Annotated in this window: 13 protein-coding genes; 10 read left to right on the top strand and 3 right to left on the bottom strand. The window is 73.1% G+C overall.

Annotated features, from left to right (window positions below):
* The first annotated feature begins 89 nt into the window (after positions 1–89).
* The 5 genes from ASC99_RS29640 (at position 90) to ASC99_RS29620 (ending at position 5,699) form a co-directional block, all read left to right on the top strand.
* A complete protein-coding gene (locus ASC99_RS29640; RefSeq protein WP_057237756.1) occupies positions 90–1,424 on the top strand; it encodes an ABC transporter substrate-binding protein in 1,335 nt (444 codons plus the stop codon).
* Positions 1,425–1,549: 125 nt separating this feature from the next.
* A complete protein-coding gene (locus ASC99_RS29635; RefSeq protein ID WP_057237754.1) occupies positions 1,550–2,488 on the top strand; it encodes a carbohydrate ABC transporter permease in 939 nt (312 codons plus the stop codon).
* Between the two features lie 3 nt (positions 2,489–2,491).
* Complete coding sequence (locus ASC99_RS29630) at positions 2,492–3,406, top strand: carbohydrate ABC transporter permease (RefSeq protein ID WP_057237752.1); 915 nt, start codon at positions 2,492–2,494, stop codon at positions 3,404–3,406.
* A gap of 42 nt (positions 3,407–3,448) precedes the next feature.
* On the top strand, positions 3,449–4,879 hold the full coding sequence (locus ASC99_RS29625) for a GH1 family beta-glucosidase (protein ID WP_057237750.1): 1,431 nt from the start codon (positions 3,449–3,451) through the stop codon (positions 4,877–4,879).
* Positions 4,880–4,934: 55 nt separating this feature from the next.
* Positions 4,935–5,699: a hypothetical protein gene (locus ASC99_RS29620; protein WP_157531832.1), complete on the top strand. Its 765-nt coding sequence runs from the start codon at positions 4,935–4,937 to the stop codon at positions 5,697–5,699.
* Between the two features lie 57 nt (positions 5,700–5,756).
* Here ASC99_RS29620 and ASC99_RS29615 read toward each other — a convergent pair whose 3' ends face one another.
* Both ASC99_RS29615 and ASC99_RS29610 read right to left on the bottom strand, forming a co-directional pair.
* Entirely contained in the window at positions 5,757–6,683 is a 927-nt protein-coding gene (locus tag ASC99_RS29615) for a spermidine synthase (protein ID WP_369824160.1), read from the bottom strand.
* Between the two features lie 106 nt (positions 6,684–6,789).
* Positions 6,790–7,299 (bottom strand): hypothetical protein, encoded by a 510-nt coding sequence (locus tag ASC99_RS29610; RefSeq protein ID WP_057237746.1) that lies wholly within the window; start codon positions 7,297–7,299, stop codon positions 6,790–6,792.
* A gap of 362 nt (positions 7,300–7,661) precedes the next feature.
* On the opposite strand from ASC99_RS29610, the gene ASC99_RS29605 reads away from it, so the two are divergent.
* Positions 7,662–9,023 (top strand): hypothetical protein, encoded by a 1,362-nt coding sequence (locus ASC99_RS29605; protein WP_057237851.1) that lies wholly within the window; start codon positions 7,662–7,664, stop codon positions 9,021–9,023.
* A 181-nt stretch (positions 9,024–9,204) separates the two neighbouring features.
* On the opposite strand, the gene ASC99_RS29600 is transcribed toward ASC99_RS29605, so the two are convergent.
* On the bottom strand, positions 9,205–9,846 hold the full coding sequence (locus tag ASC99_RS29600) for a histidine phosphatase family protein (RefSeq protein ID WP_057237744.1): 642 nt from the start codon (positions 9,844–9,846) through the stop codon (positions 9,205–9,207).
* 161 nt (positions 9,847–10,007) lie between these two features.
* On the opposite strand from ASC99_RS29600, the gene ASC99_RS29595 reads away from it, so the two are divergent.
* From ASC99_RS29595 to ASC99_RS29580, 4 genes are all read left to right on the top strand, one after another.
* Positions 10,008–11,204 carry a hypothetical protein gene (locus ASC99_RS29595; RefSeq protein ID WP_057237742.1) on the top strand — a complete coding sequence of 399 codons (1,197 nt, stop codon included), beginning with the start codon at positions 10,008–10,010 and terminating at the stop codon, positions 11,202–11,204.
* Positions 11,201–12,784, top strand: a complete 1,584-nt coding sequence (locus tag ASC99_RS29590) for a hypothetical protein (protein ID WP_057237740.1) — start codon at positions 11,201–11,203, stop codon at positions 12,782–12,784. The genes ASC99_RS29595 and ASC99_RS29590 overlap by 4 nt, the downstream gene beginning before the upstream one ends.
* Positions 12,781–14,178 carry an AAA domain-containing protein gene (locus tag ASC99_RS29585; protein ID WP_369824161.1) on the top strand — a complete coding sequence of 466 codons (1,398 nt, stop codon included), beginning with the start codon at positions 12,781–12,783 and terminating at the stop codon, positions 14,176–14,178. The genes ASC99_RS29590 and ASC99_RS29585 overlap by 4 nt, the downstream gene beginning before the upstream one ends.
* 251 nt (positions 14,179–14,429) lie before the next feature.
* Complete coding sequence (locus ASC99_RS29580) at positions 14,430–14,750, top strand: hypothetical protein (RefSeq protein WP_057237847.1); 321 nt, start codon at positions 14,430–14,432, stop codon at positions 14,748–14,750.
* Positions 14,751–14,852 lie beyond the last annotated feature (102 nt).

Genomic DNA, 14,852 nt, shown 5'->3' with positions numbered 1-14,852 from the left:
CATGCCTTCCGTGGGAGCGCTCCCACACTCTACTGGCCAATCACCGCGCACACAGCACCCCTGCCCCACCCTGGACCAAGGAGAACGTCATGCGCCGCAGCACCACCCGCCCCCGCAGAGCAGCCGCCCTCGCCACCGCCACGGTGGCCGCCACCGCCCTGCTGCTCACCAGCTGCTCCAGCTCCGGTTCCGGCACCGGCGACGCGAAGGGCGGGGACGCAAACGAGAAGATCACCCTCACCCTCGGCGACTTCGGCACCTTCGGCTACCAGGAGGCCGGGCTCTACACCGAGTACATGGCCGCCCACCCGAACATCACCATCAAGGCCGAGACCGCGCAGGACGGCCAGAAGTACTGGGATGCCCTGACCACCCACCTCGCCTCGGGTAGCGGCCTGGCCGACATCCAGGCCGTCGAGGTCGGCTACATCGCCCAGGCCACCAGCAAGTTGGGCGACAAGTTCGTCGACCTCGGCAAGACCGAGGGGGTCACCGCAGGCGCCTGGCTGCCCTGGAAGTCCACGCAGGCCACCACCGCCAAGGGCGAGCTGATCGGCCTCGGCACCGATGTCGGCCCGATGGCGATCTGCTACCGCAAGGACCTGTTCCAGCAGGCCGGCCTGCCGACCGACCGGGAGGCGGTCGGCCAGCTCTGGGCCGGAGACTGGGGCAAGTTCATCGAACAGGGCAAGGCGTTCCAGGCCAAGGCCCCGGCCGGGACCTTCTTCACCGACTCCGCGAGCGGGCTGTTCAACGCCGTCATCTCCGGCGAGGCCGAGCAGTACTCCGACTCCTCGGGCAAGCTGAACGTCAAGGACAGCGCGGCCGTGAAGAAGGCCTGGGACCTCTCGGTCGCCGCCTCGCAGGCGAAGATCAGCGCCGGGCTGCGGCAGTTCCAGAAGCCGTGGGAGGCGGCCTTCGCCAACGCGAAGTTCGCCACCGTGGCCTGCCCGTCCTGGATGACCGGCATCGTCAGCAAGCAGTCCGGCGAGGCCGGCAAGGGCAAGTGGGACATCGCCAAGGCCCCGGTCGCCGCCAACTGGGGCGGGGCCTTCCTGAGCGTCCCGAAGGCGGGCAAGCACGTCAAGGAGGCTGCCACGCTGGCCGCCTGGCTGACCGCGCCGGAGCAGCAGGCCAAGGTCTTCACCAAGGTCGGCAACCTGCCCTCGACCTCCGCCGGCCTCCAGCTGCCCGCCGTGCAGTCGGCCAAGCTGGACTACTTCGGTGACACCCCGACCGGTCAGATCTACGCGGCCGCCGCCTCGTCCATCAAGCCCGCCAAGATCGGCCCGGACGACGGCACCGCCAAGACCATCATCACCGACAACGGCATCCTCGACATCGAGGAGCACGGCACCGACCCGGCCAAGGCCTGGCAGAACGTGCTCTGTCTCGACCATCGGCGCCACCCAGTTGTTCGGTGAGCCGATTGTTCGGCGGCCACCCCCGCCGACTGCCGCCGTACCCACCCCAGTAGCACCGCCCGGCCGAGGCCTGACGACGCATCGGCCGGGCGGCACCATCAGCAGCCCTCCCGGGAGGACACCCCGTGGCCACCCCAGCCCCGTCCACCAGCTGGCGTTCGCGCCTGTACCGATTCGACCTGAAGGCCTCCCCCTACGCCTACATCGCCCCGTTCTTCCTCTGCTTCGCCGCCTTCGGGCTGATTCCGCTGGTCTGGACCGGCTGGCTGTCGCTGCACCAGGTCGACCTGCTCACGCCGGACGTGCAGGAGTGGCGCGGACTGGGCAACTACACCCGCCTCTGGGACAGCGAGCAGTTCTGGACGGCACTCCGGAACACCTTCACCATCGGGGTGATCTCCACCGTCCCGCAGCTGCTGATGGCCCTCGGTCTGGCCCATCTGCTCAACTACCGCCTGCGCGCCCGGGGTTTCTTCCGGGTGGCGGTGCTCGCCCCGTACGCGACCTCGATCGCCGCAGCCACCCTGGTGTTCGTCCAGCTCTACAACCCGGACTACGGGATGATCAACTGGGCGCTCTCCGCGGTGGGCGTCGAGCGCACCGACTGGTTCTCCGACACCTGGCCCTCCCAGATCGCCATCTCCTCCATCGTGACCTGGCGTTGGACCGGCTACAACGCGCTGATCTACCTGGCCGCGATGCAGGCCGTGCCGAAGGACCTGTACGAGGCGGCGAGCCTGGACGGAGCCTCGCGCTGGCAGCAGTTCACCCGGATCACCATCCCGTCGATCCGGCCGACCATCCTGTTCACCATCATCGTCTCGACCATCGGCGCCACCCAGTTGTTCGGTGAGCCGATGCTGTTCGGCGGCGGGGTCGGGGTGAGCGGCGGCTCGGCGCACCAGTTCCAGACGCTGAGCCTCTACCTCTACGAACTCGGCTGGCCCAGCCGCCAGTTGGGCCGCGCCTCGGCGGTGGCCTGGACCATGCTGCTGATCCTGCTGCTGATCGGCGCGATCAACCTGCTGATCGCCCGTCGCAACCGCGCCAAGCTGGAAGGCTGAGCGATGAGCACTCTGACCACTCCCCGCCCGGCCGAGGCCGCCGGCCTCGGCACGCCCACCCCCGCCCGGCGACGGTTCCGGGCCGGGGCCGGTGACCACGACAAGGCCGGCCCGATCACCTACCTGCTGCTCGGCCTGGCCGCGGTGATCTCGCTCTTCCCGCTCTACTGGACCTTCGTGGCGGCCAGCCACACCGGTGAACGGGTGGCCCTGTCGCCGCCGCCGCTGCTGCCCGGCGGCGAGCTGTGGACCAACATCTCCACCGTCTGGAACCAGGCCGCGATGGGTCAGGCCCTGCTCAACTCGACCATCGTGGCCGGGCTGGTGGCGCTCTCCACCGTCATGTTCTCCACGCTGGCCGGCTTCGCGTTCGCCAAACTCCCGTTCCGGGGCCGGAACATCCTGCTCACCCTGGTGGTGGCGACCATGACCATCCCGCCGCAGCTGAGCGTCATCCCGCTGTACCAGATCATCACCGACCTGAAGTGGGGCAATCAGCTCCAGTCGGTGATCCTGCCCTCGCTGGTGGCCGCCTTCGGGGTGTTCTTCATGCGGCAGTACCTGGCCGAGGCCCTGCCGGTGGAGCTGATCGAGGCCGCCCGGGTGGACGGCGCGCACAGTCTGCGGATCGTCTGGCACGTGGTCTTCCCGATCGCCCGCCCCGCCATGGCCGTCCTGGGCATGCTGGTCTTCGTGCAGTCCTGGAACGACTTCTTCTGGCCCTTCGTGGTGCTCACCCAACAGAACCCGACCGTGCAGGTCGCGCTCTCCGCGATCGGCGGCGGCAGCGCGTACGACATCAACCAGGCGGTCATCATGACCGGCGCGCTGGTCGGCACCCTGCCGCTGCTGCTGATCTTCGCCGTGCTCGGCAAGCACATCGTCGGCGGCATCACCGCCGGTGCCGTCAAGAGCTGATCCGACGTCAGCGTCCACACTCATCATGGGAGCGCTCCCGCAATGACCGTGACCGAACCGAGCACCATCCGCACCGGCCCGGCCTTCCCGCCCGGCTTCGCCTGGGGCGCGGCCACCGCCGCCTACCAGATCGAGGGTGCCGTCACCGAGAACGGGCGCACCCCGTCGATCTGGGACACCTTCAGCCACACCCCCGGCAAGGTGGCCGGCGGCGACACCGGGGACATCGCCGTCGACCACTTCCACCGGTTCCGCGACGACGTCCGGCTGATGGCCGAGCTCGGCCTGACCTCGTACCGGTTCTCGCTGTCCTGGCCGCGGATCCAGCCCACCGGGCGCGGCCCGGCCGTCGAGAGCGGGCTGGACTTCTACCGGGCGCTGACCGACGAGCTGCTGGCGCACGGCATCACCCCGGTCGCCACCCTCTACCACTGGGACCTGCCCCAGCACCTGGAGGAGGTCGGCGGCTGGCCGGCCCGGGACACCGCGTACCGGTTCGCCGACTACGCCGCGCTGGCCGCCGAGGCGCTCGGCGACCGGGTCGCCACCTGGACCACCCTGAACGAGCCCTGGTGCAGCGCCTTCCTCGGCTACGGCTCCGGCGTGCACGCCCCCGGGCGCAGCAACCAGGCCGACGCGCTCAAGGCCGCCCACCACCTCAACCTGGGCCACGGCATGGCGATCGGCGCCCTGCGCTCGGCGCTGCCGCGGACCGCCCAGCTGGCCGTCTCGCTCAACCTGCACCAGATCCGGCCACTCACCGAGGACCCGGCCGACCTGTCGGCCGCCCGCCGGATCGACGCCGTCGGCAACCGGATCTTCACCGGCCCGATGCTGAACGGCGGTTACCCGGCCGACCTGCTCGCCGACACCGCCCACCTGGTCGACTGGGACACCCTGGTCCAGCCCGGCGACGAGGCCGAGATCGGCCGGCCGATCGACCTGCTGGGCATCAACTACTACACCCCGACCGTGGTTTCGAGCGCCGAGAACGCCAAGGACCTCCCCCGTCACGACGGCCACGGCGGCGGTGACCAGTCGCCCTGGCCGGGTGCCGAGGACGTCGCGTTCCACCTCGCCCCCGGCGAACGCACCGCCATGGACTGGCCGATCGACCCGACCGGCCTGACCGACCTGCTGCTCGACGTGCACCGGGCACACCCGGGCCTGCCCATGCTGGTCACCGAGAACGGCGCCGCCTTCGAGGACACCGTCGGCCCCGACGGCCTGGTGGACGACCAGGACCGGATCGCCTACCTGCACGGCCACCTGGCCGCGGTGGCCGACGCCGTGGCCGCCGGAGCCGATGTCCGGGGCTACTACCTCTGGTCGCTGCTGGACAACTTCGAGTGGGCGTACGGCTATGCCAAGCGGTTCGGTGCGGTGCACGTCGACTACGCCACGCTGGCCCGGACCCCCAAGGCCAGCGCCCGCTGGTACGCCGAGGTGATCCGTACCGGAACCCTGCCGTAGCGGGGGTGACGTCGGCCGCGTGACCTGACCACCCGACCGGTCGTTCTCTCTTGTCGTGCGAGCAAATCACGCGGCCCGGCCGCGAGTCGAAGGCCCGAGCGGCGACCCGGAGTGTCAGGAGCGTCCGGGCCCGGAGCGGAACCGGGGACGGCTGCCCCGGCCCCGGGCCCGGACGCTTGCCGCCGGGGGCGCGGTGCTCGCCCACGTCTGGGGGATCGGCCTCGGGGTGACCAGCGCGTACGCCAGCGACAGCCCGTCCGTCACCGACCTGGTCAACCAGGCCGACGCGCCGGAGCTGTTGGGCCGCCTGACCGGGGCGACCGTGCCCGTGCTGGAACAGCAGACCGCCTCGGTGGGCCGCGCCCTGCAGGACCGGATCAGGACCGACGGGCTGCCGCTGCCCGGTCAGGCCACCACGGTGCCGGACGCCTTCGCCATCGCGGCAGTCCTGCTGCCCGCCGTACCGCCGCAGCCCAGGGGGGACGGCGACCCCCGGGCCTCCCGATCCAGCGGGGGCGCCGAAGCACCGGCAGCGGGCACTCCGTTGGTGGCCACCGCCGCGCTGCGCCCGGCGGTGGTCGGGCAGACGGCGGCGGTCACCGCCGCCGCTCCGGACCGGGCCGCTCCGGTCGTCAGGAGCGCCGACCTCCAGTTGGTGGAAGGCAGTTGGGAGACCGTCCCGCCGGAGCTGACCCTGGCCACCGCCGCCCCGGTGGAGACCGAGGGCAAGCTCACCGCCGTCCTGGTACCGATCGCGGCCGGGCTGCTGCTCACCGGGGCGGCGATGTACAAGCACCGGGGCATCCCCAGCGGGCACTGAACGGCTGCCACCGAGCAGCGGACGTCGGGTCGGGCCAGGCAGGCAGGTCAGATCAGGTCAGTGGAAGACGCCCGGCGGGGGCGCCGGGGACGGTGCCGCCGTGGCGTCGGTGGCCGGGGCGGCCCCGGCGGTGAAGTCGGTCAGCGGGCGGCCGTGTTCGATCCGGCCGAGGTAGGAGTCGGAGGCCACCCGGCGGCCCAACTCGTCCAGCGGCAGCGGCTGGTGAGCAGCGGTCAGGATCACGTTGCCGAATCGCTTGCCCCGCAGCACCGCCGGATCGGCCGTCAGACAGACTTCTGGGAACACCGCCAGCAGGGTGGCGGCCTGGGAGCGGGCGAAGCTCAGCGCCCCGCCGTCGGCGATGTTGGCGGCGTACCGGCCGCCGGGGGCGAGCGCCCGGGCGGCCAGCGCGGCGAACTCGACCGTCGCGCAGTGGGCCGGGGTCCTGGCGCCCGAGAAGATGTCGGCGATCACCAGGTCGACGGAGGCCTCCGGGGTCCGTTCGAGCACCGCCCGCGCGTCGGCGCCGCGGACCTTGATCTGCCAGCTGCGCTCCAACGGCAGCTCGGCGCGCACGAGTTCGGTCAGCTCGGGGTCGATCTCGGCGACCTGCTGACGGGATCTCGGCCGGGTGGCGGCGGTGTAGCGGGCCAGTGTCAGGGCGCCACCGCCGAGGTGCAGCACGGTGATCGGCTTGCCGGGCGGGGCCGCGAGGTCGATCAGGTGGCCGAGGCGGCGCTGGTACTCGAAGCCCAGGTGGCTCGGGTCGTCGAGGTCGACCAGGGACTGCGGCGCTCCGTCGAGCAGCAGCGTCCAGGCGCAGGGGCGGTCACGGTCCGGGATCAGCTCGGCCAGGCCGGAGGCGACCGGACGGGCCAGCGGGCCCTGTGCGTGTGTACGACCGCCGGGCGACCCGGCGGGGGCCGACGTCGTGGCGGGCTCGGCCTCGGTGCGAGCCCGACCGGCCCGGTTGCTGCGTCCCATGGGGACCATTATCGCCGGGTGGGGCGGGCCGACTGCCGCGGCCGGCGGGACGGGCGAGGGGCGGGCGAGGGGCGGGCGAGAAACGGTGGCAGGACGACCGTGCAGGTCAGAACGGGCCGAGGCCGCTCGCCGTCAGGGTGCAGGCCGCCTCGCAGAGGGCCGAGCGGAGCACCCAGGGGTCGGTCGCCCGGGCTGCGGCGGTGGGCCCGGCGGGCGGCATCACCCAGCGGGGGTCGGTCGCGGGGAGCTGCTTGGCCCCCGGCGTACAGCTGGTGCCGGGCAGGTGCCACTGCCCGGCGACCCCGGCGGGGACCAGGAACGCGATCGCCGACCCTCCGCCGGTCTGGTGCACCGTGCCGCAGGCCCGGCGGAGCCGGAGGATGTCCACCGTCTCCAGACCGTGCCGGACCGGGACGGTGACGGTGTCGAAGCCCGCCGGGGCGGGCCGCCCCACCCCGGGGCCGCCACCGCCGACGGCGAAGCCGGAGGGCTCCTGGTCGGCCCCGCCCGCACCCGAGGCGGGATGCAGCGCGGGGTGCAGGGCCGGGACGAGACCGGGAAGGCCCCGGCCTGCTCCGGCCGTGATGCGTCGGTAGTGCGGAAGTCCGGTGGCCATGGGGCCCTCCTGTCACCTCGTCAGGTCGGAAGCCGGGAGTCGCTCGATCGGAGGACCGGATCGGTGGGGGCGCGGCGATGGCTTCCACGTATCAGGACAACGCTGGGCGGCCGGAAAGGCCACGGGGCGACGTACAGCAAGCCATGGCATTTCATGGCGGATCTCGGCAACAGCGCCCGATTTAATGCCAATTGACCGCAGATCAGCCCACAACTGGACGTGACCGGTCGGTGACGGCCGGTACTCTCTGCGCTGGATCGAGGCCCTCCCGGGCCACCGGCACCACCACCGGCACCACAGGCACCACCGACGACGGACGCACCACGGACCGACCCCCGACGCACCAGCTCGGAGCGCATCAGATGGCAGCCACGAGGCCCCCCACCCCCAACGCCACCATGCGAGCCCTGCGCGGCGACCTCTCCCCAGCCGAGTTCGCGGTCGCGATCCGCCGGGCCGCCCGGGAGATCGGCGAGCACGTCTCCTGCGACGCCCGCTACGTCGGCCGGGTGGAGGCCGGGGAGATCCGTTGTCCCAACTACGCCTACGAGCGGGTGTTCCGGCACATGTGGCCGGGCCGCTCCCTGTCCGAGCTCGGGTTCACCCCACGTACGACGGTCCGCCGCCGTGTGGCCGACCCACCGTCGGTCCCGGCCCCCAGGCTCGGGCCGGGCGGGCCGAACCGGCTCGGCGACTCGTACCATCCCGACGAGGAGAACGACGACGTGCGTCGCCGTACATTCCTGAACGGCGGTTCGACCGCCCTGGTGACCGCGCTCGGCCTCGACCTGCCCGCGCAGGCCACGACACCGGTCGTGCCGCCCCCACGCCGGGTCGGCGCGGCCGAGGTGCTCGGTGTCGAACAGGCCGTCCGCGACATCCGGCTGCTGGACGACGTGCACGGCGCGGACGCCCTGTTCGAACTGGCCGGGCAGTCGCTGCGCGGCGCGTACGTGATGCTCAACGACGGCGAGTACAGCGCCGCCACCGAACGTCGACTGCAGTCCGGCGCCGGCGAACTGGCCATCTCGGTCGGCTGGTTGGCCCACGACTCGGACCGGCTGGCAGACGCCCGCTCGTTCTACTCCGAGGCCCTCGCCACCGCCCGGATGGCCGACGACGCGGCACTGGAGGCACACGTCTTCTCCAACAGCGCCTTCCTGGCTCGGGACGCCGGACGGGCCAGGGAAGCACTCCGGGCAGCCCAGGCCGGGCAGGCCGCAGCCCGGCACCTCGACTCCGACCGACTGCTCTCGCTGCTGGTCATGCGAGAGGCCGGGGCCTGGGCGCTGCTGCGCGACCGGGCAGCCTGCGAACGGGCGTTGGGGCGCGCTCACACGCTCTTCGACCGGGGCGAGTCAGAGGCCGACCCGGAGTGGATGAGCTTCTTCGGCGAAGCCGAGATCGCCGGCCTCGAAGCCCAGTGCTGGTCCGCGCTCGGCGAGTTCGACCGGGCCACCGAACGGGCCTGCCGGGCGATCTCCCTGCAGGAGCCGCACTTCGTCCGCAACCGGGTCCTCTACACCGCAGAGCTGGCCCACGACCGCCTCGGCCTCGGCGACCTGGCCGGCGCCGCAGTCCACGGCACGGCCGCCGCCACCCTGCTCGGCCAGGTCCGCTCGGCCCGCATCCGCAGCATGCTCGCCACCACCGCAGACCGGCTGCGCCCACACCGCACCGTCCCCGAGGTGGCCACCTTCCTCACCACCTACGAAGCCGCCTGACCTTCTCTCGGGCACCGCGCTCAGCCATCTACGGTCAGGGGCTCGGGGAACTGCGACGCCGACCTGGAAAAAGGTCACCAGTACGTAGGCGGTCAGGCACTTTTGCAGTGACCCGAACGCCAGATCTCCTCGCAGTTCCCCGAGCCCCTGGGTAGTAGACGGCTGAGCCCCTGCCAGAAGCTCAGCCCTGCAGGTGACTGTGGTCGTTCCAGATCTCCACCGCGGGCGCCCCGTACTCCCAGGACAGCACCGACAGCGCCGCTGTCCCGAGCTTGAACCGCTGCGCGAACTCCGGCGGGAGCCCCAGCCAACGCGCCGTCAGAATCCGCAGCAGGTGCCCGTGCGCGAACAGCACCACGTCGTGGTCGGCGCAGTGCATGGTGGTGGTCTCCGGATGCGGCTTCCCGTGTGCGGAGTTGAGATCCGCGAGGAAGCCGTCCACCCGCGCCGCCACGTCGGCGAGCTTCTCGCCGCCGGGCACGCCGTCCCGCCAGATCAGCCAGCCGGGGTGGTCGGTGGCCCGGATGTCGGGGCCGGTCCGCCCTTCGTACTGGCCGTAGTCCCACTCCAGCAGTTCGTCCCGGTCGGTCGCCCGGTCGCCGAAACCGGCCAGCTCGCAGGTCTCCTTGGCCCGGGACAGCGGGCTGGTGTAGACGGTGGCGTCCGGCAGTCCGTTCCACGGGGCCTTCGCCAGCCGGGCCCCGAGAGCGAGGGCCATCCCGCGGCCCTCCTCGGTGAGCGGGACATCGGTACGGCCGGTGTGCTGACCGCTGGCCGACCAGGCGGTCTCACCATGCCGGACAAGCACGATACGGGCGGGCATGAGCGGACTCCTCGCAGACAGGGGGCTGCTTCGACCTCCCCATGATCCCTCACCGCCCGGGCACTTCGAGGCAACCGTCCAACGTCCGGATGGCCCCGGAAGGTCCGGGGAGCGCGTTCCGGGGTGGTTTGTCGGTGCCGGGTGCGAGACTTGGCCGCACCATGAACGTCTTGACCTACGGACAGGCGGAGCCGGTCGCGCGGCGGCTCCGTGATCTGCGCGGCCAGGCGCCGCAGCGCAGCCTCGACGCCCGGGCGCTGGCCGCGCTCGCGGCCAATCCGGGGTGCCGCCGCCGCGCGGTGCTGGACGCGGCGGGGGTGGACAAGGGCGCGGTCGCCGAGCGGCTCGGGCACCCGGCACCGTTCGGGCAGTCCCCGTTCGCGATCACCCGGGGGAACGTCTTCGAGGCCCGGCTCAAGGCCGACGGCTACGCGGCGCTGCTGGAGCCACTCCGTCGGCTGCTCGGCGCACCGCCGGAGGGCGCCGAGCTGGCGGTGCCGGATCTGCTGCCGCGCTCGGCCCCCGCGACCCGGGCCGAGCGGACCGCTCAGGCGCTGGCCGAGGCCGCCGCCGATCCCGGGCGCTGGACACTGCTCGACCACCCGATGTTCCGGCTCACCGTGGCGGGCAGCCCGGCCTACCTGGAGCCGGACGCGGTGGTGGTGCACGGCGGGCGCTGCACGGTGGTGGAGATCAAGTCCTTCCCGATCATCGACGGCTCGGCCGACCCGGCGAAGGTCGGGGCGGCGGCCCGGCAGGCGGCGGTGTACGTGCTGGCGCTGCAGGAGACGGCGGCCGGGCTGGCGGGTACGACGGCCGATCAGTCCCCGTACGCCACCGACGAGTTCCCCGGCAGCCCCGAGCTGAGTGTGCTGCTGGTCTGCCCGAGGGACTTCACCAACCGGCCGACGGCCACCGCCGTGGACGTCCGCCGCGAGCTGGCCACCACCCGCCGGCAGCTGGCCCGGCTGACCGGGATCGAGCAGCTGCTCGACGCCCTTCCGCCCGGCACCAGCTTCGACCTGGCGCCGGATCAGGCCGGGTCGCCGACCCGCCCGGTGGCCGCACTCACCGAGTCCGTCGAATCCGTCCCGGCCGCCTACAGTCCGGACTGCCTCTCCACCTGCGAGCTGGGCTTCCACTGCCGGGCGCAGGCCCGTTGTGCGGACGCGGTGGAGCAGCTCGGCCGGGGTGTCCGGGGCGAGTTGGGCAGCCTCCGGACGGTCACCGCCGCGCTTACGGCCGCCACGTCCCAGGGCCCGCAGGCCGACAGTGAGGCCGCCGCCCGCCTGGCGCACGCGGCAGCCCTGCGCGCCGAAGCCCTCGCAGCCAACGGGGCCGACGGAGCCGGCCGGTGAGCCTGCTCGCCACCCTGGCCCGGCTGGAGGCCGTCCGCAGCGGGCACGCCGAGCCGCTGGCCACCGTCCGCCACCGGCACCTGTCCGACCGGCCGATGGTGCTGGTCCCGCTGGCCGCCGCCGGTGAGGCGGGGGCGCCGCTCGCGGTGCTGCTCGGCACCGAGCGGGCGGCGCCCCGGCTGCACCTCGTGCCGCAGCCGCTGAACCGCAGTCAGCGCTTCGAGTTCCTGGCCGGGTTCGCCGCCGAGCTGGTGCCCTACCTGGAGTCGTACGGCGCCGAGGTCGAGCAGATCGAGCGCACCGAGAAGGATCCGGAGACCGGCGAAAAGACCCAGGCCTTCCGCGAACTCTGTGCCGATGCACCCCAGTTGATCGTGCCGAACAGCGGTTCCGTGCAGCACCTGGCGCTGCTCGGCCGGTCCACCCGGTTCCGCCGCACCGCCGAGGATCCGGACCCGGGGCCCTACCCCGCGCCGACCAGGGTGCCGCTGCTGGGCCGCTGGCTGACGCATCTGACCGAGCGGGCCCAGGTGCCGGGCTCCAGCCTGCTGCTGCCGATGACCGGGCTGCTGGCCCGCCACTGGGCGACCGGCCAGAGCCACCTGGAGGATCAGCACCTCGGCGCCCAACTCGCCTGGCACCAGCCGCCGTTCGGCATCGGCGGGGCCGAGCTGGCCACCCGGATGGAGACGGAACGGGACGCCGCCGGCCAGTTGCTGCACCCACCGGCCGGCCCGGCCACCGACCCGGCCTTCGATGCCCGGGTGCTGGCCCCGGCCATCACCCGGCACGACACCGCACTGGCCGCACTGGCCGCCCTGGCAACCGCCCCGGGCGACCAGGCCCGCCTCCGGGTGAAACAGACCGCCGAGGAGCTGCACGCCGCGCTGCTCCAGGTGCTGCTGCCCACCTGGCAGGACGTCTGGCGCGGCCTCGACCTGCTCCGCGCCCTCCCCCCGGCCGCCCACCTGGCCGAGCGCTGGGAGGGCGACCGCTGGTCCTACACCGGTCACCGCGACCGGCTGGCGGCCGGCGAACCTCCGCAGCCCAAGCAGGACGACGCCGTCACCGCCGCCCGCAAACTGGCCCAGCGGGAGCGCGAGCAGGCCCGGCTGGACGTCCACGAGGCGCTGGACGACCCGCTGGCGATGGCCGAGCACCGGCTGTCCGGCGAGGCGTTCGCGGGGGTGGTCACCGAGGTGGTCCCGGAGTACGACACCTCGGGCCGCTCGCCCAAGCCCCGTCCGCTGCTGGTGATCCGCACCACCGACCGACCGCACGCCGACCAGGGCCGCAAGGTGTACCGGGCCAACCACAGCTCGGCCCAGGAGGCGGTGATCGTCGGGTCCGACCCGGCCGAAGGCACCGTCACCGTCCGGGTGTTGAACGGGATGGGCCGGAAGAAGGAGCCGGAGCCGGGCAGCCTGCCCGACCCCGGGGAGCGGATCGTGCTGACCCTGTTCGAGCTGACGCCCCGCCAGTCCGCCCCGCTCCCCGAGCCGGACGACACGCCGTGGACGCACGGCGGGCCGCCCGGCGGCAGCGATCGTTCGCCTACCGCCACCGAAGAGTGGGAATGACCACCGGCATGACCATCAGTCCGCCCAGCAGTCCGACCAACGAGCGCCCCGACGAGAATCCCGGTGCCGCCGCCGACTCCGCCGTGGCAGCGATCCTGGCCGCCACCGTCCACCCCGCCCCGGGTGCCCCGCGGGGGGTGGTGGTCGACTCACCGCCCGGTGCGGGCAAGTCGACCCTGGTGGTGCGGGCCGCCCGGGAGCTGGTCGCGGGCGGCGAGAAGCTGATGATCGTGGCCCAGACGAACAGTCAGGTGGACGACCTGGTCGCCCGGCTGGCCGAGAAGGGCCCGGACCTCACGATCGGCCGGCTGCACGCCGCCGACAGCAAGCCCGCTGCCGAGCTGTCCCGGTACGCCAACGTCACCGCCGCGCCGAAGGTCGGCGACCTGCTGGAGCAGGACGTGGTGATCTCCACCGCCGCCAAGTGGCAGTGGGTGAAGACCGAGGCGCGCTGGCGGCACGCGATCGTGGACGAGGCGTACCAGATGCGCTCGGACGCGCTGCTCGCCGTGGCCGGGCTGTTCGAGCGGGCCCTGTTCGTCGGCGACCCCGGCCAGCTGGACCCGTTCACGGTGGTCGGCACCGACCAGTGGGCGGGCCTGTCCTACGACCCGTCCAGCAGCGCGGTGGTCACCCTGCTCGCGCACAACCCGGAGATCCGGCCGCACCGCCTGCCGGTCTCCTGGCGGCTGCCGTACTCCGCCGCGCCGCTGATCTCGGCGGCCTTCTACCCGTACACCCCGTTCCGCTCCGGCACCGGGCCGGAGGACCGGCGGCTGACCACCTCCACCGCCCCGGACGGCTCCGCGCTGGACGCCGCGATCGACGAGGCGGCCGAGCACGGCTGGGCGCTGCTGGAGCTGCCCGCCCGGCACACCGTGCGGACCGACCCGCAGGCGGTGGCCGCCACCGCCGCCACCGTGCACCGGCTGCTCACCCGGGGGCTGACCGCCCACTCGGAGCAGGGCAGCACCCCGCTCACCGCCGACCGGATCGCGGTCGGCACCGCCCACCGGGACCAGGCGGCGGCCGTCCGGGCCGCGCTGCTGAAGCTCGGCGTGCCGGTGGACGGCTCGGCCGGCCCGGCCGTCACCGTGGACACCGCGAACCGGCTGCAGGGCCGCGAGTACGACGTCACCGTCGTGCTGCACCCGCTCTCCGGACGCCCGGACGCCACCGCCTTCCACCTGGAGACCGGGCGGCTCTGTGTGCTCGCGACCCGGCACCGGCACGCCTGCATCGTGGTGGCCAGGGCCGGTATCCCGGAGCTGCTGGACGAGCATCCGGCGACCGAGCCGGTCCAGCTCGGGGTGACGATGAAGTTCCCGGACGGCTGGGAGGCCAACCACGCGGTGCTGGCCCAGTTGAACGAGCACCGGGTACAGCTCCACTGACGGGGGCGCGCGGCCCGGGAATAGCGCCCGCACGTGCACCGTTCCGTTACCGGCCGTTCCCGCGCGACAATGGACGGCAGCCCCCTCACCCGCCACCTCGGAGGTGTCTCCCTATGCCCGACCGCCATCCGCCGGTGTCCGCCCAGCCGGTCGACCGCGAAGCCGTACGGCCACTCCCGGCGCAGTCCGGTCCCTCCGCTGGCGAGCCGAGCACCACCCCGCCCACCGCCGAGACCCCGCCGCCGCGCCGCCTGCGCCCGGCCCAGCTGCTGTTCGAGCCCACGGCCGCGGAGCCCGAGGAGGAACGGTTCTTCGACCTGGAGTCGATCGACGACCCGGCCGAACTGCTCCGTCGCTCCACCGAGTTGACCCTCGCCTTCCGGGTCGCCGCCGAGCGGGCCGCCGACTTCCAGGCGATCGCCGCCGCCCAGCTCGCGGACACCCGCCGGTTCGACGCGCTCTCGCCCGCCGAGATCGCCACCCGGATCGACTGGACGCCGGACTACGCGGCCCGGATGGTCGAGTACGGCCGCACCCTGATCCGCCAGCAGCACAGCGGCGAGCAGCACTAGGCCCTTCGACACGCCTCTGGCATATGCAGGCGGGAAGGGTACGCCCCTCCCCCGCCCGTTGTCCGCCGAACGTCGCTTTCCCGGCGCGGCTCACCCCAGCCG

Source organism: Kitasatospora sp. Root107, assembly GCF_001424875.1.
Classification (GTDB): Bacteria; Actinomycetota; Actinomycetes; order Streptomycetales; family Streptomycetaceae; genus Kitasatospora.
This window is presented reverse-complemented; position numbering and strand designations above follow the sequence as displayed.